Raw genomic sequence first — 21674 nt, 5'->3', positions numbered from 1 at the left:
TATGATAAAGCCTTGGAGGGGTATGATAAAGCCTTGGAGGGGTATGATAAAGCCTTGGAGTGGTATGATAAAGCTTTAGAGATATACGAAAAAGTACTAGGGTCAAATCATCCTGATACCGCCACAACTTACAATAATATAGCTGGGGTATATTATTCAAAAGGCATCTATGAAAAAGCCTTGGAGTGGTATGAAAAAGCTTTAGAGATAAATGAAAAAGTACTAGGGTCAAATCATCCTGATACCGCTACAACTTACAATAATATAGCTTTGGTATATAAATCAAAAGGCATCTATGATAAAGCCTTGGAGTGGTATGAAAAAGCTTTAGAGATATACGAAAAAATACTAGGGTCAAATCATCCTAGCACCGCTACAACTTACAATAATATAGCTTGGGTATATAAAGAGCAAAAGTTTTGCACAAAAGCACTTGAGTTTTTTAATAAAGCTTTGAATGTATATAGTCAAACTGATTATGGTCAAGACACCTTATTAGAAATAAAAAGAGCGATAAAAGAGATAGAAAAATCACAAAAGATGGAAAAAAAAGCAAACTTCAAAGATAGAGGTAGATTTTGCAAATAAAGTTAAAAAGGGGTCGTAACCTCATTTTTAACCTTTTGCTTAGTTTTAATCTCATAATTTTATAGGTTAGAGCTAAACTTTTAACTTTCGCTATACCAATGCAATAAATAATAGAAATTTAAAAGATAAAATCTTTACATGTAAACAAAATAGCAAAAAGCTTTAAGGCACTAACTGACTATCTTTTCTTCATTAAATGATATTTTTTGTATGATGTAACAGACTTATAAGATACGTAAAAAAAGAAATTATGATGACCGTAAAAGATGTTGCTAGTTTTATGTTAAATGAAATAAAGAAAAATGGCTCTTTACCTCAAGATGGACTTATCGAGATTATCAAAGAAAAATTTGGTAACGAATTTGTTTTTGAAACGACACATAAGACACTTACTATTAATAAAAAAGTTTTAAGAGAATTCAATAAAATAAAAGGCGAAAACATTGTTTGGGACAAAGATAGATGTTGTTGACATTAAACGCACCCGATAAAAAATAAAATCAAGAAAGCCTCTCTCAAGGCTTCCCCATCTTTACATATAAACCTTAAGCAGGTTTTTTAAGAAGTAATTTTTCAACGTCACTTGCCGCTTCATCGGTCAAATGCAAGTTAAAGTTCTCTTGCAAGAAAGCGAAGATGTCATCGTTGACAAATTGTGGTGGTTTTGGTCCGAGGTAGATATTTTTGATACCAAGGCTAAAGAGTCCTAGAAGAATAAGAACGGCTTTTTGCTCCATCCAGCTAAGAACGATAGAAACTGGAAGATCGTGTACTGTAACGCCAAGTGCGCCAGCAAGGGCTAGAGCGATGTGAACAGCACCGTTACTGTCATTACATTGACCAAGGTCTAGGTAACGAGGGATGCCTGTGTCTGCAACGGTTCCAAAGTCGATGTCGTTAAATCTAAATTTACCACAACTAGACGTCAAGATGACACAGTCATTTGGAAGGCTCTCTGCCATTTTTCTGTAGTATTCGCCGCCACTTCCTGGAGCGTCACAACCTGCGATGACGAAGAACTGGCTGATTTTACCTGCTTGAACGGCTTCAAGAATTTGAGGTGCAAGACCAAGAATGGTTTTATAGTGGTGACCTGTTACGAGAGTCTCTTCGCTGTCAAAACCTTTAACATCGGGAAGTGCTAATGTTTGAGCGATAACTTCGCTGAAGTCATTGTTTTGGATTTTTTTGCCCTCTTTGATGCCTACGATGTCGTAAGTGTAGAGTCTATCAACATAGGTTGAGTTTGATTTTGGAGGAACGATACAGTTTGTGTTTACGATGATAGTTCCACCCCATTGCTCAAAGAGTTTAGTTTGATCAAACCATGATTTACCGATGTTACCTTTAAGGTGAGGGTATTTTTTAAGTTCAGGGTACGCATGTGCTGGAAGCATTTCTGAGTGCGTATAAACATTGATGCCTTTACCTTCTGTTTGTTTCAAAAGCTCTAGGAACATGTCAAGATTGTGACCGCTTACTAAGATCGCTTTACCTTCAGCTTTGTTTTGACTGATTTGAACAGGGGTTGGAACGCCAAGGTGAGAGGTGTGTGCATCACTTAGGATGTCCATCATTTTAACACCAGCAGAGCCGATTTTCATCAGTTGAGCGATGTGGTCGTTAAAGTTGAAGTTAACGTTGGTAAGAGTGAAGTAAAGTGTTTGAGCGATGACGTCATCGACTTCTTTAGTGTTTGCACCAAATTCATTGGCGTGTGTTCTGTACGCACTCAAACCTTTAAGACCGTAAATCATGATGTCTTGAAGTTTTGCCAAGTTGGCATCTTTGCCACACGTTCCTACATCTTGACCTTTAGAACCACAGCCATTGATGGCACTCATAGAGCATTGATCACATAACATGTTTAAAGACATTTTCTATCCTCTTTTTAAAATTTTCAGCATCTTAGCAAGAGGAGGTATTTATGTCATTGATTGATCTCAATCAAGAGTTTTTGATATAAGGACTTGAATCTTTCCAAATAATAATAGCATCAGGATGCATCGGATAAGCAATACCATACCCTTGTGCTAACTCACAGCCATGGCTTAAGAGCAATTCCGCATGTTCTGGCGTCTCAACCCCTTCGGCTATGACACTCAGGCCAAACACTTTACTAAGCTCAATAATCGCCTCAACAATAGCCAGATCATCGTTATCATGTAAAAGATTACGAATAAAACTTTGGTCGATTTTCAAAATATCAATGGGTAATTTTCGCAAATAACTGAGCGATGAATACCCTGTACCGAAATCATCCAATGCAAAACGAACACCTAGTGCTTTGCACTCGTGCATGATTTGTGAAACATGTACCATGTCCTCAAGCGCACTTGTTTCTAATATCTCAAGTTCAACAAGATGCGCAGGCACATCGGGGTAGCGACGCAACATCGTTTTCAAGTACTCTGTAAAACTTGGATCTTGCAGTTGACGTGCACCGACATTAATACTTACCGATATCATAAACCCTTCTTTTATCCAAGCGCTCATCTGCTTAAACGCTCGCTCAATCACCCATTCACCCAGCTTAATACTCAAAATATGATCTTCCACAATAGGTAAAAAAGCGTGTGGAAGCAAAAAGCCTTTTTGAGGGTGTTGCCAGCGGATCAAGGCTTCAAGGCTGACAAGTTTGTGCGTTTTGAGATTGACTTTAGGTTGATAGTAAAGCACAAATTCATCATTTGTAATGGCAGACAATACATCTTCAAGATGTGCATTGTGCTGTTTCATCGCTTTGTCATACTCTATATCAAAAAAGTGGTAACGGTTTTTTCCTGATTGTTTTGACTGGTACATAGCAAGGTCTGCATGTCGAAGCAGTTGGTCTGCATCCACCCCATCTTTGGGGTAAAGTGTGACACCAATACTACTTGAAACTTGAATAATGTGGTTATTGATGACAACAGGATCAGACGTTGCTTGAAGCAAACGCTCTAAAATAGGCCTACACTCATCTTGATTGTTGAGATCTGCTAAAACAGCTACAAATTCATCACCACCAAGCCTCGAGATGGTATCGCTCTGGCGAAGAGCCGCTTCCATGCGCCCAGCCAGTGTCACTAAAAGCTCATCGCCTATATGATGACCGTATTGGTCGTTGATGACTTTAAAACCATCAAGGTCAAGATACACAACGGCAAGCTCTTTTTTTCTTCGCTCCGTTTGTACCATTGCTTGTCTTAAGCGGTCTGCAAATAAAACACGATTGGGAAGTGAGGTAAGTGCGTCATAATGCGCGATATACTCTAACTGTTTTTCATGCTCTTTCATTGTCGTTATGTCTGTGAAAAGGGCAACATAAGACTGAACAACACCCTTTTCATCATAAATAGCGCTGATGCTCGTCATCTGTATATAGACTTCACCTGATTTACGGCGGTTGGAAATTTCCCCATACCAATGCCCTTTTTCAAGCAATGAATGCCACATCTGTTTGTAAAAAAACTCCCCTTGTCTGCCTGACTTCAAAATGCGTGGATTTTGCCCTACGACGGCTTGGTATGCATAACCCGTAATCAAGCTAAATGTTTCATTGACCTCAACAATCTCACCGGAAGCATTGGTAATCATAATACCCTCACGTGCATAGGTAAACACACTGGCTGCGAGTTTTAGTTTTGCTTCTGCCTCTTTACGGCGTGTAATTTCATGCGACAAAACAATAAAATGTGCTACCGCATGAGACTCTTTTTTCTTTGCGACAGAGAGTTCAAACCAGCGTGTTTGACCACTTTCTTCTTGTGCATATTGGTAGCCAAAAACATGACCTTCCCTGTTAGCATCTTGCAATGCTTGCTTAAAAACAGACGCAACGTGCGGTGGGTAAATCGCATCGACACTTTTGCCAATATTTTCAGACAGAGGAAACTCGCGATGTGCGTATGAGCGTCCTACACGATAATAAACACCATCAAGGTTCATTTCAAACAGTGCATCAGGGATGGCATCAAGGGTACTTTGGAGATTGTCTTGAACCAAAAGTAAATGCTTTTCATTGTGACGAATGCGTCTGTTTTGCCTGTACAATTGTGTTCCAACGATCATAATAGCGAGAAGAACAACAAAAAGTCCCAGTGAAATATACTGGGAATAACGTGCCCAAAAATCAGCGAGTGTAAATTTTGGAACACCTTCAAAAGGTGCTACACGAAGCGTTCTTAAGGCATCTTCAACCCCTTTATAATCCGCAGGAACTGTAAAACCATAAATCTGAGCACTTCTTGCAGCTTCACTTTGTGAAGGCAGAGAGAGTAATGCAATGGTTAGCGCACGTGCTATGTGCTCGTCTAATTCAGGGACAACAACTAAAGGCCATTCGGGGTAAAGTCTGGTAGAGTAAATATAAGGGAAATGGGCATCATGTTGTTCATTGATAATTTTAATGTCCGATAAAACAAATTTGCCTTCTTGTGCCATATCTTCAAGCACATTGGTACGGACAAAGCCTACGTCGGCTTGATGTGAGAGAACCGCATCTATGACCTTATCATGGGGCATACCTGTTGCGAGTATCTGCTCTTTTTTCAACACAATACCGTTGATTGCCAGCTCATAGGCTTGCATCTGATAGCCACCTAAAGAATCGGTATCGGTCAAAGCAATCTTTTTATTTTCTAAATCATGAAGTGATGCAATGGGAGCATCGTTGCGTGTGAAAATAACGCCTGCAAATTGAGTGAGTGTTGTATCGTTTTTTTGGGTAATCTGCGTAACAAGAGGTGCGGAGAGTTTATACTTGTTTTTCAAAACGATGTAATGCCCAGGATTGGTTAAAATGATGTCAACTTTAGCCTCAGCAACGGCTTGTGTAAATTCAGGGTAATTGTAGATTTGAAGAGCAATAGGTTTCCCAATAGCATCTTGAAGATACGTTGCAAAAGGTTGCCACTGAATCAAAGCCTGCTCTTTTGGGCGAAACGCTAAAATCCCAAGGCGGAGTGCCTCTTCTGCATAAAGATATTGACATAAACAAAATAGAACAATTACAACAACTTTTTTCATGACAACTCACTATAATTTAACGAATCATCAAACGACCAACATGTAAGTATAACACTATTTTGTTTAGTAATATTTGTAATTCTTTCTAATTATAGCAAATTTTAAAGTGTCACGATTTTGTTCTATAGTTAAATCTTGCCATACCTTCTTTCGGTTGATTTGTATTCCGAAATAATTGTTTCAAGTTCTCCCACGGAAAAGTCTGGCCAAAGGGTTTTACTAAAGAAAAGTTCTGCGTAAGCTGCTTGCCAGAGTAAGAAGTTGGAAAGGCGGCAGTCACCCCCTGTACGAATGAGGACATCGACATCAGGAATACCTGCTGTGTCAAGGTTGGACTCTAAAATTTCTTTGGTGATTTCACCGTTTGTCTGTATAGATTTGTTGATAGCGCGAAGGATTTCATCGTGTGCCCCGTAATTGATAGCAAGGATTTGGCGAAGCCCTGTACAGTGTGCCGTCATCTCTTTAGCATAAGCGATCTCTTTTTGAAGCGAAGCAGAAAATTTGCTCATATCGCCAATGACATCAAAACGAATATTATTTTCTAAGAGCGTTGGAATTTCACTGCGAAGGTATTTGGAGAGAAGTTTCATCAAAACGGTAACTTCCGCTTTAGGACGATCCCAATTTTCGGTACTAAAGGCATAAAGTGTCAAATAGCGAATGCCAATTTTTGCAGCATATTTGGTAATCTCCCGTACCTTTTTAGCCCCTTCTTTATGCCCATATGAGCGCTCTTTGCCTTGACGCTGTGCCCATCTTCCATTACCATCCATAATAATCGCCAAATGCGCTAAATCATTCATTTTTCACTTCTTTGCTGTTCACAATTTATGAGCGCCATTTTATCTTTTTTCTCTTTAGCCCACCTTGACAAATCCTTTCGCTTTGACTAAAATTACGCCATCACTACTTTTTAGAATTCTCACAAAGTAGTCTCATAACAATCGACTCAAGCAACTCTATACTTTGGGAATCCTTTCACCATACAAGAGACTCTAGCTTCATGAACGATCAAACTAACAACAAAGAAGGCACAATGAGCGGAAACACTCCTACCTCAAACAATCAAACCTGCGCAAATTCAGCCCAACCAAACGGTAACACTAACGGAAACGTCCAAGCAAAACCAACTCACTATAACAAATCACGAACCCACGTTCCTGTTGATGGCTACAAAATTGAGGGTCTTAGAACCACTCCTCTTGAAAAACTTTTAGAGATCGCAACTGAACTTGGCATCGAAAATCCAAATGAATTAAAACGCCAAGATTTGATGTTTGAAATCTTAAAATCACAAGTCAACCAAGGCGGATTTATCCTATTTACGGGCATCTTAGAGATTGCTGGTGAAGGTTATGGCTTCTTACGTGCTACGGACGCCAACTTTTCAGACAGTGCCAATGACGCCTATGTAAGCAGTACTCAAGTCAAAAAATTTGCACTTCGTACCGGTGACATCGTCACAGGACAAGTTAGACCTCCCAAAGATCAAGAGCGTTACTACGCCCTTCTTAAAATCGAAGCGATCAACTACTTACCTCTTGCAGAGAGCAAAAAACGCCCTCTTTTTGAAAACCTAACACCCCTTTATCCAACCGAAAAAATCAAACTTGAATACGATCCGATGAAAATCACTGGTCGTGTACTTGACCTCTTTACCCCAATTGGTAAAGGACAACGTGGTCTAATCGTTGCACCTCCACGAAGTGGTAAAACGGAACTTATGAAAGAACTTGCACACGGAATTGCTCGTAATCACCCTGAGTCAGAACTCATCGTTTTACTTGTCGATGAGCGCCCAGAAGAGGTAACCGATATGCAACGCTGTGTTCAAGGTGAAGTGTATAGCTCTACCTTTGATATGCCAGCATCGAACCATGTTCGCGTAGCAAACCTTGTTATCGAAAAAGCAAAACGTCGCGTTGAGATGGGCAAAGATGTCATTATCCTTTTAGATTCTATTACCCGTCTTGCGCGTGCTTACAATACGGTAACGCCTTCAAGTGGTAAAGTACTCAGTGGTGGTGTGGATGCGAACGCTCTACATAAACCAAAACGTTTCTTTGGTGCGGCGAGAAATATCGAAGATGGCGGTAGTTTGACCATCATTTCAACCGCATTGATTGAGACTGGAAGTCGAATGGACGAAGTTATCTTTGAAGAGTTCAAAGGTACGGGTAACAGCGAAATCGTTCTCGATAGAAATATCTCCGATCGTCGTATTTACCCTGCGATTAACATCATGAAATCAGGAACACGTAAAGAAGAACTTCTTCTCACCCCTGATCGTCTTCAAAAAATCTGGGCACTTAGAAGTGCTATTAGCCAAATGGATGACATTGAAGCACTTAAATTCTTGTATGCTAAGATGCTTAAAACCAAGGACAATGAAGAACTACTTTCGATTATGAATGACTAGACTTTTTTTTAAAGCCTAGTTCAGAATGTCAAAAAAGCAAAGCTTTTTTGACTACGTTAGCCACTATGGCACTATAGCTTGCCAACAATGTTGGCAGAATGAGGTTTTGGAAAAAATCTCAAAATAGTGTAAAATTGGTTATAAATCAGACAAAGGTCTTTACGTGTCACATCAAGTACTTGCTCTAAAATATCGTCCTTCCTCGTTTGAAAAGTTGATCGGCCAAGAGTCTATCACCCAAACACTTTCATTAGCACTTAACCAAGATAGGCTCTCACACGCCTATCTCTTTTCAGGACTTAGAGGTAGCGGAAAGACTTCAACAGCGCGTATCTTTGCTAAAGCGCTCGTATGCGACCAAGGTCCAACGTCTACGCCATGCGAAGTGTGTGAACACTGTCTCAGTGCCAACGAAAACCGTCACATCGACATCATCGAAATGGATGCCGCATCTAACCGAGGAATTGACGATATTCGTGAATTGATCGAGAGTACCAAATACAAACCCACCAGTGCTCGTTTCAAAATCTTCATCATCGATGAAGTCCATATGCTGACCACTCAAGCGTTTAATGCGCTTTTGAAAACATTGGAAGAGCCTCCAAGTTATGTTAAATTTATCCTTGCAACGACTGATCCTTTAAAACTGCCTGCAACGATTTTATCGCGTGCTCAACATTTTAGATTTAAACAGATCAAACAAAGCGATGTTGTTAATCACCTCTGCCATATACTCAATCTTGAAAACATCGAGTACGAAAAAGAAGCACTTGAAATGCTCTCTCGTGCTGGAAATGGCTCACTTCGTGACACTTTGACACTTTTAGATCAAGCCATTATTTTTTCCAAAGGCTACATTACCCCAGAGAATGTGGCAACGATGCTGGGACTTCTTGATCCAAACCAATTAGAGACTATCTTTACCGCTATTTTAAGTGGCAATAAAAATGAAATGCTCCATATCATTAAAGAGCTTGAAAGTTATGAGTGTGAAATTGTCATTGATGAATTAATCGCCTATCTTAAAAATGCTTTTTTTGCACAAGATCGCCGTTTTTCAACCCTTTTATATGAGCGTTTTTTCAAAATATTAAGTGAATCCAAAAGCCTTCTTTACATCAATGCCAACAATGGGTTTGTGCTTTCATTGATTTTCTTTAAAATGATCGAAGCAACCAACATCAAAACCATCGAAGAGATGATAGATTCACTTGAAAATGAGAAATTTAGACTCCCTGCATCACATGTTAAAGCCGAAGTAGCGCAAAGCGCGGAAACACCTCTTACAGAGCCTGAGGTAGTCGAAGAAGTTTTACAGGTAAAAGATCAAGGTGTCACGTCAGGAATGCTGTTTGAACGCCTTTGCGACAAACTACTTGACCGTAACGCAGAACTGGGTGAATGTTTCAAAAATTGCATTCGTTTTGTAAGCTTTGAAGATGAGCAACTCACCCTCACCTCAAGTGCGGAAGGCGAAGCGAGTAAAACACTCAATACGTACTACAGCATCATCAAACATTTTGTACAAGAAGTTTTCGGCTTAGAAACAAAAATAAAAATCAATAAAATCCAAGCACTTCCATCAGAGCCACAACCTGAGCCTTCGTTTGACCCTAACTATGAAGCACAAATGAGTGAAGCAGAACTCAGTGCAAATGATCAAAGTTCTTCTATGATGGAAAGCCTTGAGTTTGACAACGAACCACAAAGTGAAAGTTGTGCAACGGGTGCAATGATGGCAGGGAAAGTTGAAATTGACGCCAAAGAAGTTCTTAACACCCCTTTTGTTCAAAGAGCAACAGAGCTTTTTGATCCTCAAAAAATTCAAATTCGACAAAAAGTTTAAACATGGAAAAAATTCTTATCATCAATACTGGCGGTACGTTCAACAAACGCTACAATCCACTTAAAGGTGAACTTGAAGTTCCACAAGATGGAATAGCCTTGGAAGCTATTTTGCAGTATTGTCACAATACGTCGTATGAGCTTTTAAATATCATTCATAAAGATAGTCTTGAAATGAGCGAAATGGATCGAGAGTTAATCGTAAAGACCATTAAAACCTCACCATGTCGTAAAATTTTGATTGTGCATGGCACAGATACCATGGATGTTACCGCAACCTTTTTAGCGCTACATGTAAAAGATAAAATCATCACGCTCACAGGTGCAATGGTTCCTTATAGCATCGATACCGTAGAGGCAACCGCTAACTTTATGATGGCATTGGGTGATTTGATGTGCAGAGAGAAAAATGGAGTCAATCTTGCCATGCATGGAGCAATCGCATGTCATGGAAGCATTTATAAAAACCGATCAAAAGGCATTTTCGAGCTTTGTTAAGAAGCCCGTAATGCCTCCGTTTTACGAAACACAAAGTGACTCATAACAATCACATAATACGGATAAATCACGACACCTAAAAATGGAATGATGGTCAGCGCAAAACAGACCAAAGAAATTCCTCTCATTTGCCCTGCATACAATCGTTTTAACTCTTTGTACTCTTCACGCGAATTCACCATCGAAGCCACATCCAAAACTAAAAGTTTATGAAACAGATAAAACACCGGCAACAAAAGTGCAAAATTGAACAGTGGAACAAAGACCAAAGGTGAGAGCAAGACAAACATCAGGGTTGTCCATAAAAGCGTTTTAAACACCATCCAAAGATAGCTCATAACCCCCATACCCAAAAACTTGACGCTTGGGTAATAAATGGAGCTTATCTCTTTAATAAAATAGCCTGCAAAAAGTCCTACAATAACCGAATAAACCATTAGAAAAAGATAGTATGTTACCATTGCAGACGTAAAAAAGAAGAGAATGGCTACAATGGTTTTGGTGATGAAAATAAGTGAAACCATACTCAAAAACCAACTCTGCTCGATGCTTCCCTCAAAACTTTGCAAACTTTGCGCTATCCATGCAGATAAAGCACCCATGCCTCCAAATAAAAGCCAAATAGCTCCAATGAAAACAATAATGGTTAAGACAAAAGAGAGTAAAGAGACAAGCAAAACTCTTGGAGAAAGTGTATCTCCAAGAGCAAGCGCAAAAATATTTGTTTTTGAGGTTGTGTTCATTGAAATTATTGGATCACTTTACCGTTAACACTGATGATCCCTTTTTTCATTGCAATTTCATAAATGAAAAAATCACCCTCAGACTTGCCAAGTGCGAAGTCATCAGCTGAAGTTAAGCCCATAGCTTCGAGTGTTTCGCGGTCATCTTTGTGAACTTTTACTTTTGAGGTAACATCCAAAAGCCCAAGAAGTGCTAGTGGACTCTCTTTATCGCTGTAGCTGTTTTGAGCTATCTCTAGGGTAGTATCAACACTCACATCTTTAAGGTTAACTATCTCTGTGGTTAAGCCTTTAAACGTGATACCAAGATCAACTTTTACCCCATGATTGATAAGCGCTACAAAATCATCAATGAGCACTTTATCTTCAACAGGCGTTGCACCCAAAAGAAGCGTGTTGTAATCCGCTTGCACTTTTTTGATTGTGTCTGCGTTAATTCCTCTTAAAAAGAGTTTGAAAAAGAGTTTTTCAAGCTTCACATCTTCCGTGCTATTAAGCAATGCAATGTTATCAAGTGTATAGTCAGCTTTGATTTGAAGGTCTTTTTTCACATCTTCGACGCTACTATTCGCTTTGAGACTTCCAAGATCAAATTTGACATTGGTGTATTCATCGTTAATTTCAAGTACGTATTTGCCAATGCTAATATCGCCTTTGTTGTTAAGGTCATCTTTGTAACTAAAGTTATAGATAAAATCTTTGAGCTCACTTTTGAGCATAAACATTTCGCCACTTACGCCAAGGTTTTGTTGAGCAACACCTAAAACACCTTGTACAACATCGCCTCGTTGGTTAAGCGAAATCATCTGCTTTTGCGTATCAACGTTGAGCGTTGCACCTTCTGATTTGATCTCTTCTTTAATGTCTTTGAGTTTAAGCTCTTTGAGCTTTTGATCGCTACTAAACGTCATATCTACCGCAATGACACCACGTGCTAAGAGTGGTAAAATAATATCGCTTGCCTCTTTATCATTCGCAAGCTCTTCTTGAAGCGATTTTGGGAGTTGATCTAGAGATAATGAAACGTCCACATCACTTGGTAAGAAGTTAGAGTTTGTCATCTCTCCTTTAAATTTCAATCCATCTAACACGCTATTAATTCCAGCATCACTCTCCTCTTTGAGGCTTTGGGCAAAAAGCTTGTATTGTGCATTTTTTTCAACGAGTTGGGCGAGTAAAAAGTCACGTGCTTTTTTTGCATCAACGACTTCAAGGCTAAACGCTCTTTTGCCTGTCAAATAGCCGCTTTTACTCAAAATGTCCTGCTTTAAACCATTTTTTTCCAGCAAAGCACTGTTTGTTGCAATGACACTATCGACTTTTTGAGAAACGATAAGTGGCGTAACAGCTAAGGCCGCTACAACGACAGAAGAAATAATCAGATATTTTGTCTTAAACATAAAGAGCCTTTGTTATTTATAACCTATGACATAATAGGTGTTTTTGTTAGGAACTTTTTCCAAAGTAATTTTGTATTTTGCTGCCCATTTGCTGATCATTTCATTGACCTCATCAATCAACTCAGCACCCGTAGCTTCGTTTTTGATTTTGAAGTAATCTTTGTTACTAGACAGTGCCACAAAAGAGTGATGCACTTTAAGTGCGTCATGGAGTGCGATGAGATGTTTTTCAATATGCTCAAAGCCTATGGTATTGTTTATAACGCGCTCAAGTTGCGCTTCTGCGTTTGGAGTGACACTGTAACCTAGTTGTGTTAAGATTGCTTGTTTTTGCATTGTAATCCTTTATTAGCGTTTTTGTGCGATAAGCACGTCTTCGATCATTTTTGAAATATCACCATCTAGAATATTATTGACTTGAGAGTACGCAATGTTGCTACGATTGTCTTTGACTTGTTGGTATGGCGCTAAAACATAACTGCGAATCTGATGACCCCAGCCAATTTCGCTCTTTTCAACACCGTCTTTAATAGCTTGTTGTTTTTCAAGCTCATGCTCATACAAACGTGACTTCAACATTTTCATAGCAGTTGCTCTGTTTTTATGCTGAGATCTGTCATTTTGACACTGTACGACAATACCCGTTGGTACGTGCGTGATACGAATCGCACTGTCTGTTTTATTGACATGCTGTCCACCTGAACCACCTGAACGATAGGTATCCACTTTAAGGTCACGATCTTCAATGACGATATCGATGTCATCATCGACTTCTGGAGAAACCATCACAGAGCTAAACGACGTATGACGTTTGGCATTGGCATCAAACGGACTGATACGCACCAAACGGTGAATACCATTTTCGACTTTTAGGTAGCCATACGCATTCTCACCACTGATGATAAAACTGACATCTTTAAGACCAGCTTCTTCGCCTTCTTGGTAGTCAAGTACTTCAATCTTAAAGCCTAAGCGTTCTGCCCATCGAAGGTACATACGGTACAAAATACTTGCCCAATCTTGACTCTCAGTACCACCTGCGCCTGGATGAATAGAGATAATGGCGTTTTTATTATCATTTTCGCCACTGAGCATCATGGCAATCTCTAAGTTTGTAATATGATCTTCCAAATGATCTGCATCTTTGTAAAGCTCTTCCACTGTTGCTTCATCGTTTTCACTGTTTGCCATTTCGTATAAATCTACGGCATCGACAACAACATTTTTAGCTTTGGTGTAACGATTTAGTAAAGAGTTTAGCGCTGTTTTTTCTTTTTGTAATTCAGCCGCTTTTTTTGCATCATTCCAAAATTCAGGGTTTTGCTCAATCGTTTCAATCTCTTTAAGCCTTAAGGTAAGATCCTCTGGCTTAATAATCTGCGCGATGTTGTCCACTTTCGTGGTTAATTTTTTGAGAAGTTCGGTGTATTCGTAACTATCCAAATGGTTTCCTTTTGCTATAATACTCGCTTCAATTTAAGAGACCTCTCATAAGAACTGTTTCTTAGAAGTCTAGTATTATATTTTACTCAAAAGTGCCTAAAATGAAAATAGTAAAAACCATTGAAGAATTATCCCAAGCAAGAAGAGAGCTTCAAGGATCCATTGGCTTCGTCCCAACAATGGGAGCCTTGCACAACGGACACCTCTCTTTAATACAAAAATCGATCTTAGAAAATGAGCATACCATCGTCTCTGTTTTTGTCAATCCAACACAATTTTTAGAAGGAGAAGATTTTAACACCTATCCGCAGCGAACCCAAGCCGATATTAAAATTTGTGAACTTGCGGGTGTGGCGATTTTGTTTATGCCTCATCCTGATGCCATGTATTCAAAAATGGAACCGACCATCTTAGCACCAAGTTCCAAAGCCTATGTGTTAGAAGGTTTAGCGCGTCCAGGTCATTTCGATGGCGTTTTGCGTGTGGTTTTAAAACTCTTCAATCTTACCAAACCAACGCGTGCCTATTTTGGAAAAAAAGATGCCCAACAACTGTATCTTCTTCAAAATATGGTTGCGTCGCTCTTTTTGGACCTTGAAATTGTCCCGTGTGAAATTGTACGTGAAGATGATGGCTTAGCGCTCTCCAGTCGTAATGTTTACCTCAATGCAGACGAACGCAAAGATGCACTCCTTCTATGTGAATCACTCAAAGTGGCAACACATGCCATTATTGCAGGTGAACGTGATATTGCAACGATTAAAGCTGAAATGCTACGTACCCTCTCAACGTTACATGTAGAATACGTGGAGATTTTAAATCGTGATTTTGATACAATACGCACTATTGAAATAGGCAACTCTATCATTTTAGTCTGCGCAAAAGTCGGTACTACTCGCCTCATTGATAATTTATGGATTTAAGGAATACATTGAAAAAACTACATTTAGTCTCACTGGGCTGTAATAAAAATCTCGTTGATAGCGAAGTAATGTTAGGAAAACTTCAAGCCTATGAGATGTGCGATGATCCCTCTCAGGCAGACGTGCTGATCGTCAATACCTGTGGCTTCATCGGGCCTGCAAAAGAAGAGAGTCTCAACACCATCTTTTCACTTCACGAAGCCCGTAAAAAGGGATCTGTTCTTGTTATGGCAGGCTGCCTTACAGAACGATACAAGGAAGATTTGACCAAAGAGCTGAAAGAAGTTGACCTTTTTACAGGCGTGGGTGATTATGATAAAATCGATGAAATCATTGCGCTTCGTCAAAATCGCTTTAGTCCAGCAACGTACTTACAGAGTGAAGAAGAGCGCATCATTACAGGCTCAAACGCGCACGCGTATGTCAAACTCTCCGAAGGATGCAATCAAACGTGTAGTTTTTGCGCCATCCCTGGGTTCAAAGGTAAACTCCACTCACGAACACTCGAATCACTCGTTAAAGAGGTCAAAGCACTGGTCGCAAAAGGTTTTTATGACTTTAGTTTTATCTCGCAAGACAGCAGTTCCTATCTACGCGATGTAGGTGAGAAAGAAGGGCTTATCAGACTTATTGAGTCGGTAGAACAAATCGAAGGTGTTAAGAGTGCCCGCATTTTATACCTTTACCCAACAACAACATCCAACGCACTTATCGAGCGCGTTATCGCATCACCTCTTTTTCATAACTACTTTGACATGCCTATTCAACACATCAGTGACTCAATGCTTAAACGCATGAAACGAGGAGCTGGGCGTGAACGCATTATCGAGCAATTGGAGCTTATGCGTAAAGCACCCAATAGCTTTATTCGCACCAGTTTTATCGTAGGGCATCCAGGAGAGAGCGACGTCGAATTTAATGAGCTTCTTGAGTTTACGAAATCCTTTGATTTTGACCGTGTTAATATCTTTGCATATTCCGATGAAGAAGATACCAGTGCTTTTGAAATGGATGAAAAAATAGAGACCAAAACGATCAATAAACGCATTAAACAACTAGATATTAGCGTACAAGCCAAAACCAAAAAAAGTTTTGAAAAAGAAGTTGGCAAAGAGGTCATCATCTTGGTTGAAGGTGAAAGCAGCGAACATGAATATTTTATGGGAGCACGTGAACTTCTTTGGGCACCTAGCATTGATGGTGAAGTCTTGGTGAATGATTCTGACATCGAAAACATTGAAGTAGGAAAATGTTACCGTGCCACCATCACCGAATGTGCTGGAGATCAACTCATTGCAACCATTACCACTGTTGCATGAAGCAACACTTTCACACCTTAGAAACAGACACAATTTAGTCGCATTTTCAGGCGGTGGAGATTCCACTGCCCTCTTCTTTTTACTGATTGAGCATAACATTCCTTTTGATATTGCCCATGTCAACTACCAAACCAGAGACCAAAGCGATGCCGAAGAGGCGTATGCAAGCAAACTAGCACGAGAGCACCATAAACAACTTTTTACATTAAAATGTCAACTTGATCAAAGTAACTTTGAGCATCAAGCACGCAAAGAACGTTACGCTTTTTTTGGAAAAATTATCCAAGAGTATAGTTATGAAACACTGTTAACGGCACACCATTTAAACGATAGCCTCGAATGGTTTTTAATGCAATTCACACGAGGTGCGGGTATTGTGGAAATGCTAGGAATGCAAGAGATTGAAGAGCGTGAAAGTTATAAGCTTATCCGCCCACTTTTACATATCAGCAAAAAAACTCTTCAAAGCTATCTTGAAGAGCATAAAATTACCTACTTTAACGATGCAAGCAATGATGCTTTACACCACCTTCGTAACCAATTTAGACACACTTATGCAACCCCTCTCATCGAGGCATATGAAGCAGGTATTGCTAAAAGTTTTGCGTATCTACAAGAAGATAAAAAACGCTTTTTACCGCATCAGCCAAAGCGTATTCATGATCTTTTTATCATTCCAAAAGAGCTTGATGATCTGATCAATATTAGGCAAATTGATAAAATTCTAAAAATGTTGGGGCTACTTCCTTCTAAAGCACAAAGAGATGAAATTTTACGAACAAAAACGTGTGTTATAGGGGGAAAGATTGTGGTTTGTTTTACAGAAGAGAAGATTTTTATCGCTCCATACTCTACTGTGACTATGGATAAAAAGTTTAAAGAGTTGTGCAGAAATGAGCGTATTCCTTCAAAAATACGTCCTTATTTGTATGTTTCAAGCATTGACCCTAGCGCGTTGCGTTAAGATCATAAACCTTGATTTTAAATGTAGAAGTAATGCTCTCTTTGCTCGATTCTAAATGAATAGGAAAATCTGCTTGTACAATGCTATCGTAACGATTCAGCCCTTCTAAAAAATTGTAAAAATTTGTCGGTGTTTTGAGCATAGATGTCACATTAAGTTCATACTCTATAAACTCTTTTTTATACTCAGATTTTGTCACTTCCGCAAGAGAAACTTGCGCAAAAAACTTTCCTGCATAACGGACAAACTCTTGTTGTGTAAAAGGGTGTTTGAACGCAGAAATAATATGTACATTTTCCGCTTTTAATTTTGAAAGCTCTGCTTCACGTTCAAAAAAGAGATTTTCGACTCTGGTTTTATGCACTAAAACACGTTTATATTCTGCTTGTAAAACACGATGATCTTTGATATTGGGAATAATCATTAGAAAAACAAACGTAAAAGTGATAACCATAAAAACTGTTAAGAAAATAAGCAGTTTCATCATATCAATTTTGTCTAAACTACGATCAAAATTATTCACGTATGCCATCCTCGCCAATAATTTTGTTAATACTTACAAAATTATACCAACCCTCTTTTGTGAGGTAAAATGTTGTATTGCTGGTATGAAAGATTGATTTTAAAGGTGCTGCTAACAAGAAATTAAAAGTATCTTGTGTTGGCGTGACACCGTATATGACCAAAGAATTGCGTTCCATTTGTACTTTTTGTAACGTAATTTGATCGGGAACTAAATCAAAAAGATTTTTCATACTCTCTTTTAACAAAGTATTGTTAGAAAAAATCTCTTCAGAAAGTGCTTTTTGGCGTAAAATAAGACTAATCAATTCATCATCTTCATCGATTTTTAGTTCAAGTCTTTCACGCTCTTTTGTAAGATCAACCACACCACTTTTAAAAGAGCTCATCTCAATCACAATGTAAAAATTAAAGATAATCATGAAAAGTGACATTAAAACAATAAAAACCACCCACATTTTACTGAAGAGTGATAAAAATGGTTTAGGGCGAGGAGCTATGAAACTTAGTCTCATTTAAAAACCTCTTTAATGGCTATGTCACACATACGATCACTGACATCAACTTTATGAACTTCAACATCCATCATAAGCTCATCTTCAAGCTGATGGATTAAATCAGAGCTAATTTCATACCCATCGAAAATAATGATCTCATCAATAAATTCACTCGTATACAAAGGATTATGATAATACTCTTCTAAAGCTGTTTTCAGGTATTTATACACCAAAAGATCTCGTCCATACAACTCTAAGCTAATATCTTCTTCTTTGATCCCTTCCAGACCTCTAAATGAGCCAATTGTCTTTTCATCAATGTCAGAAAAAGAGTCCGTGGAGCGCAAATCATCAATATCTTCAAGCTCACTAAGCTCGCCTAATTCACTGAGCTCCTCAATACCTTCATCGTGCTCTTCGTGCTCATCTTCTTCCACAGGCATCGTAGGCATCTCTTCAGAATCGAGAACACCTTCTTCTTCATGCTCATTTTCCCAATCATTGATATCATCGCTACGTGTAAAAGATGTGTCGCTTTGGGTTTTAAAAAAAGCGCCGAAATGTAATTTTTTCTCTTCAAAAATAGCCAATACAAAGAAATCTTGGCAGTTAAGTAGATAACATGTTGGTTTATTTTTCAGCTTTTGAGAAACAATAAAATCGCTTAAAATAATAAAAGGAGAGTAGATAAAATCCAGTCCTACGTTAGCAAAAAGATTTTTTGCCCATTTGATTTCGATGTAAGAGGCATAGGTAGACCATTGATTATAAAGTGTTACATTATGAACATTTTGAATATCAACATTGTGTTTTGTAAAGCTTGAATTTCCACTACCTTCAATAGCACCTTGCCCTAAAGAATTAAGTAAAAAAGCAATATAGACAAATTGATACTCATCTTGTAAATTCATCAAATAATTTTCAACGGCACCATCAAGTGTTTCAAGTGGTGATGAAAGAGGAAATGTTTTGGTAAAAGTTTTCGCAATTGCACCATTTTTAAGTACTTTGCAGCGCAGAATACATTCTGCTTCACTTAATACAATAGCGACAAAAAGGTTCTGAAATTTTTTTTGAAGAACAGTTCTTATGCCCATATTGCTGACTCTTTGTTCACATCACTACTCTTGTGTTTATTTGAATTTGTACTATATATTAGACTAATCTTGCTTAAGTTTTGTAAAATATCAAGCAAAAGCAATACCATTTGGATTAAGTGCATCAAACCGAGTGCTCTAACAGGCGCTTTTGAATTAACGCTTTGGCATCTTCGAGTGTTAATTCATGGACGTAAAAGGGATCTGCAAAATAAAATTCTATCGTGCAAAAAGGTTTTGGAATGCAAAACTGATCCCAACTCTTCATCTTCCAATATGATGTTGGATTGCAATTCATAGCAACAATAGGTACTTTTTTCATCATTGCAAGTGCAGCAGCACCATCCGCGACAGTATGCCTTGGGCCTCTTGGACCATCAGGTGTCATAGCAACATCACGACCTTTTTGAAGCGACTTTAATGCTTGCCGTAAAACAGAAGCGCCACCTTTGGACGAACTTCCACGAATAGTTCCTCCTCCAAAAAGTTGCATTAACCGAGCCACTAATTCACCATCAAAATGGTTACTGACAATCGTATCAGCTTCTGTGCGTTTTGTATAGTGTTTATAGGCAGCGGCTGCCATAAGAATTTCTCCATGCCAAAGTACATAGATACTAGGGGTTTCTGAGCCATTGTGTGGAAGATAAAATTTCTTTTTACACGTAAAGAATAAAAGCTTGATTAATGCGTAAACAAGGGGTGGAACAATCCACACCAACAGTTTACGTTTAAGCTCTTTAGAGAACAATTTCGCCATAAAGGGAAAGTCGTTTAGGATTGGTGATTTTAATGTTTATGGTTTGCCCTAATAAACTTTCATCACCTTTAATCTGGACAAGTGCATTATTATCACTTCGTCCTGCCAAAAAGCCACTATTTCGAAGCTCGTCAATATAAACAGGGTAGACTTTATCTCGTTTACTCTCTGCAATTTCATCTAAAATTTCATCTTGCAGAAGCTGTAATCGCTCAAGTCTAGCTGATCCTATTTCAGAATCAATTTGATTCGTAAATTCAGCTGCTTTTGTAAGAGGTCGTGGAGAGTATTTGAACGCAAAAATTTGCTCGAACTTAACGCGTCGTATCACATCAAGCGTATCTTCAAAATCAGCATCACTTTCACCGGGAAATGCAACGATAATGTCAGTACTTATAGAAACATCTGGGATCATTTCACGAAGTTTCAAAGCTCGATTTAAAAACCATTCTTTGCTATAACCACGTTTCATCTGCTCTAAAATATGGGTTGAACCACTTTGCAATGGCATATGCATTGATTTGCATACTTTTGGGTTATTAGCAAAAGTTTCTAAAAATTTATCGTCCATATGCAGTGGATGAGGAGAAGTAAAACGAATGCGCTCAATTTCAGGAATTTCACTTATTTGATTGAGTAAATCTGAAAAGTCCATGCTACGCTCAACATTCCCGCTAAAACGTCTACCGTAATTGTTCACATTTTGCCCGAGTAAGAAGATCTCTTTTGCCCCACTTTGAGCAGCTTTTCTCGCTTCATTGACTATGAGTTCAGCAGGGATAGAAATTTCATCGCCTCTGGTTTGAGGCACAATGCAATAGGTACATTTTTTATCACAACCGATGGAAATATTGACATACGCCTTATAAAGACTGTTGCGGTACTCACCAAATGCGTAAGTACTTTCATCATAGTCAGTGTCAACACTGAGGAATTTTTCGGTATTAACTGCTGTAGAAATTTTGGAGACATTGCGTGCACCAATGACAAAACTGACATAAGGAGCACGTCTAAAAATCTCCTTACCCAAATGACTTGCGGTGCATCCGCATACACCTATCTTCGCACCCTCTTTTTTTTGAAGATTGTATTTACCAATCTCTGAAAAAAGTTTGCTTACAGGTTTTTCACGAACACTGCATGTATTAACTAAAATAAGATCAGCATCTTGTAGATTACTGGTTAAAACATAATTTTCTTTATCCCCAAGCTCGGCGATAATGTGCTCGGAGTCTCGCACATTCATCGCACAGCCAAGGGTTTCTATGTAAAGTTTTTTTGCCTCTGTAATACCCAAAATCTAGCCTTAAAGAATATGTACTTCGTACATATAATCGCTCTCTCCCAAACCGTAACGAATATCTCTTAAATAAACGCTAAATCCTTGTGCTTCAAAATGCTCAACGAGTGATACAAGGTCTTTGTGAGAGTTTTCTTTATCAAAATAAAAAATCTTTTGCCCTTCTTTTTCAATAATCTCAGTCACTTTGTCCAATGTAATTGTCTTTGGTTTTCCATTAATTTCATTTCTTGCTAATTTAATTTCCATTGTAAACCTCTTTTCTATCGAGAAAATTATCGTGTGTGTCCAATACGCACAAAGATATATCGCGAAGTATACTTTGTTTTCGATAAATTCCTCA

At 38.6% G+C, this 21674-nt stretch carries 21 protein-coding genes; 8 read left to right on the top strand and 13 right to left on the bottom strand.

Features of this window, described 5'->3' with window-relative positions; all coding sequences use genetic code 11:
- Window positions 1-588: tetratricopeptide repeat protein (locus V7Q04_RS02520; RefSeq protein ID WP_333803343.1), on the top strand; the 588-nt coding region annotated here is incomplete at its 5' end.
- 253 nt (window positions 589-841) lie between these two features.
- Window positions 842-1060 (top strand): DUF6953 family protein, encoded by a 219-nt coding sequence (locus tag V7Q04_RS02515; RefSeq protein WP_333803342.1) that lies wholly within the window; start codon window positions 842-844, stop codon window positions 1058-1060.
- Window positions 1061-1133: 73 nt separating this feature from the next.
- Here V7Q04_RS02515 and hcp read toward each other — a convergent pair whose 3' ends face one another.
- The 3 genes from hcp to V7Q04_RS02500 all read right to left on the bottom strand — a co-directional run bounded on the left by hcp (window position 1134) and on the right by V7Q04_RS02500 (window position 6404).
- Window positions 1134-2465 (bottom strand): hydroxylamine reductase, encoded by a 1332-nt coding sequence (gene hcp, locus V7Q04_RS02510; protein ID WP_333803341.1) that lies wholly within the window; start codon window positions 2463-2465, stop codon window positions 1134-1136.
- A 70-nt stretch (window positions 2466-2535) separates the two neighbouring features.
- The gene (locus V7Q04_RS02505; RefSeq protein ID WP_333803340.1) at window positions 2536-5598 is read right to left on the bottom strand and encodes an EAL domain-containing protein; all 3063 of its coding nucleotides are present in this window, start codon (window positions 5596-5598) and stop codon (window positions 2536-2538) included.
- Window positions 5599-5726: 128 nt separating this feature from the next.
- Complete coding sequence (locus V7Q04_RS02500) at window positions 5727-6404, bottom strand: di-trans,poly-cis-decaprenylcistransferase (protein WP_333803339.1); 678 nt, start codon at window positions 6402-6404, stop codon at window positions 5727-5729.
- A 233-nt stretch (window positions 6405-6637) separates the two neighbouring features.
- Here V7Q04_RS02500 and rho point away from each other — a divergent pair, with 233 nt between their 5' ends.
- The 3 genes from rho to V7Q04_RS02485 all read left to right on the top strand — a co-directional run bounded on the left by rho (window position 6638) and on the right by V7Q04_RS02485 (window position 10363).
- Entirely contained in the window at window positions 6638-8020 is a 1383-nt protein-coding gene (rho, locus tag V7Q04_RS02495; RefSeq protein ID WP_333803689.1) for a transcription termination factor Rho, read from the top strand.
- A 163-nt stretch (window positions 8021-8183) separates the two neighbouring features.
- Entirely contained in the window at window positions 8184-9866 is a 1683-nt protein-coding gene (locus tag V7Q04_RS02490; RefSeq protein ID WP_333803338.1) for a DNA polymerase III subunit gamma/tau, read from the top strand.
- Between the two features lie 2 nt (window positions 9867-9868).
- The gene (locus V7Q04_RS02485) at window positions 9869-10363 is read left to right on the top strand and encodes an asparaginase domain-containing protein (protein ID WP_333803337.1); all 495 of its coding nucleotides are present in this window, start codon (window positions 9869-9871) and stop codon (window positions 10361-10363) included.
- On the opposite strand, the gene V7Q04_RS02480 is transcribed toward V7Q04_RS02485, so the two are convergent.
- The 4 genes from V7Q04_RS02480 to prfB are packed head-to-tail and all read right to left on the bottom strand — an operon-like array spanning window position 10360 to window position 13949.
- The gene (locus V7Q04_RS02480) at window positions 10360-11106 is read right to left on the bottom strand and encodes an EI24 domain-containing protein (protein ID WP_333803336.1); all 747 of its coding nucleotides are present in this window, start codon (window positions 11104-11106) and stop codon (window positions 10360-10362) included. The genes V7Q04_RS02485 and V7Q04_RS02480 overlap by 4 nt on opposite strands.
- Before the next feature lie 5 nt (window positions 11107-11111).
- Window positions 11112-12506 carry a hypothetical protein gene (locus V7Q04_RS02475; protein WP_333803335.1) on the bottom strand — a complete coding sequence of 465 codons (1395 nt, stop codon included), beginning with the start codon at window positions 12504-12506 and terminating at the stop codon, window positions 11112-11114.
- A gap of 12 nt (window positions 12507-12518) precedes the next feature.
- Window positions 12519-12842: a hypothetical protein gene (locus tag V7Q04_RS02470; RefSeq protein WP_333803334.1), complete on the bottom strand. Its 324-nt coding sequence runs from the start codon at window positions 12840-12842 to the stop codon at window positions 12519-12521.
- A 12-nt stretch (window positions 12843-12854) separates the two neighbouring features.
- Window positions 12855-13949: a peptide chain release factor 2 gene (prfB, locus tag V7Q04_RS02465; RefSeq protein ID WP_333803333.1), complete on the bottom strand. Its 1095-nt coding sequence runs from the start codon at window positions 13947-13949 to the stop codon at window positions 12855-12857.
- A gap of 101 nt (window positions 13950-14050) precedes the next feature.
- On the opposite strand from prfB, the gene panC reads away from it, so the two are divergent.
- The 3 genes from panC to tilS are packed head-to-tail and all read left to right on the top strand — an operon-like array spanning window position 14051 to window position 17155.
- The gene (gene panC / locus V7Q04_RS02460; protein ID WP_333803332.1) at window positions 14051-14872 is read left to right on the top strand and encodes a pantoate--beta-alanine ligase; all 822 of its coding nucleotides are present in this window, start codon (window positions 14051-14053) and stop codon (window positions 14870-14872) included.
- An 8-nt stretch (window positions 14873-14880) separates the two neighbouring features.
- The gene (rimO, locus tag V7Q04_RS02455) at window positions 14881-16191 is read left to right on the top strand and encodes a 30S ribosomal protein S12 methylthiotransferase RimO (RefSeq protein WP_333803331.1); all 1311 of its coding nucleotides are present in this window, start codon (window positions 14881-14883) and stop codon (window positions 16189-16191) included.
- Window positions 16130-17155 (top strand): tRNA lysidine(34) synthetase TilS, encoded by a 1026-nt coding sequence (tilS, locus tag V7Q04_RS02450; RefSeq protein WP_333803330.1) that lies wholly within the window; start codon window positions 16130-16132, stop codon window positions 17153-17155. Before rimO ends, tilS begins: the two co-directional genes overlap by 62 nt.
- Here tilS and V7Q04_RS02445 read toward each other — a convergent pair.
- The 6 genes from V7Q04_RS02445 to V7Q04_RS02420 all read right to left on the bottom strand — a co-directional run bounded on the left by V7Q04_RS02445 (window position 17139) and on the right by V7Q04_RS02420 (window position 21580).
- Window positions 17139-17678, bottom strand: coding sequence for a hypothetical protein (locus V7Q04_RS02445; protein ID WP_333803329.1), 540 nt, complete (start codon window positions 17676-17678; stop codon window positions 17139-17141). The two genes, tilS and V7Q04_RS02445, sit on opposite strands and share 17 nt — an antisense overlap.
- Window positions 17671-18192: a hypothetical protein gene (locus tag V7Q04_RS02440; protein WP_333803328.1), complete on the bottom strand. Its 522-nt coding sequence runs from the start codon at window positions 18190-18192 to the stop codon at window positions 17671-17673. The genes V7Q04_RS02445 and V7Q04_RS02440 overlap by 8 nt, the downstream gene beginning before the upstream one ends.
- Complete coding sequence (locus V7Q04_RS02435; RefSeq protein WP_333803327.1) at window positions 18189-19271, bottom strand: hypothetical protein; 1083 nt, start codon at window positions 19269-19271, stop codon at window positions 18189-18191. The genes V7Q04_RS02440 and V7Q04_RS02435 overlap by 4 nt, the downstream gene beginning before the upstream one ends.
- A gap of 124 nt (window positions 19272-19395) precedes the next feature.
- Window positions 19396-20031: a lysophospholipid acyltransferase family protein gene (locus tag V7Q04_RS02430; RefSeq protein ID WP_333803326.1), complete on the bottom strand. Its 636-nt coding sequence runs from the start codon at window positions 20029-20031 to the stop codon at window positions 19396-19398.
- Window positions 20012-21322: a tRNA (N6-isopentenyl adenosine(37)-C2)-methylthiotransferase MiaB gene (miaB, locus tag V7Q04_RS02425; protein WP_333803688.1), complete on the bottom strand. Its 1311-nt coding sequence runs from the start codon at window positions 21320-21322 to the stop codon at window positions 20012-20014. Before miaB ends, V7Q04_RS02430 begins: the two co-directional genes overlap by 20 nt.
- Before the next feature lie 15 nt (window positions 21323-21337).
- Window positions 21338-21580, bottom strand: coding sequence for an HP0268 family nuclease (locus V7Q04_RS02420; RefSeq protein ID WP_333803325.1), 243 nt, complete (start codon window positions 21578-21580; stop codon window positions 21338-21340).
- Window positions 21581-21674 lie beyond the last annotated feature (94 nt).

It is taken from the genome of Sulfurospirillum sp. (assembly GCF_036802865.1).
GTDB lineage: Bacteria > Campylobacterota > Campylobacteria > Campylobacterales > Sulfurospirillaceae > Sulfurospirillum.
The sequence above is the reverse complement of the archived record's forward strand: the minus strand, read 5'-3'. Positions and strand labels throughout refer to the sequence as shown.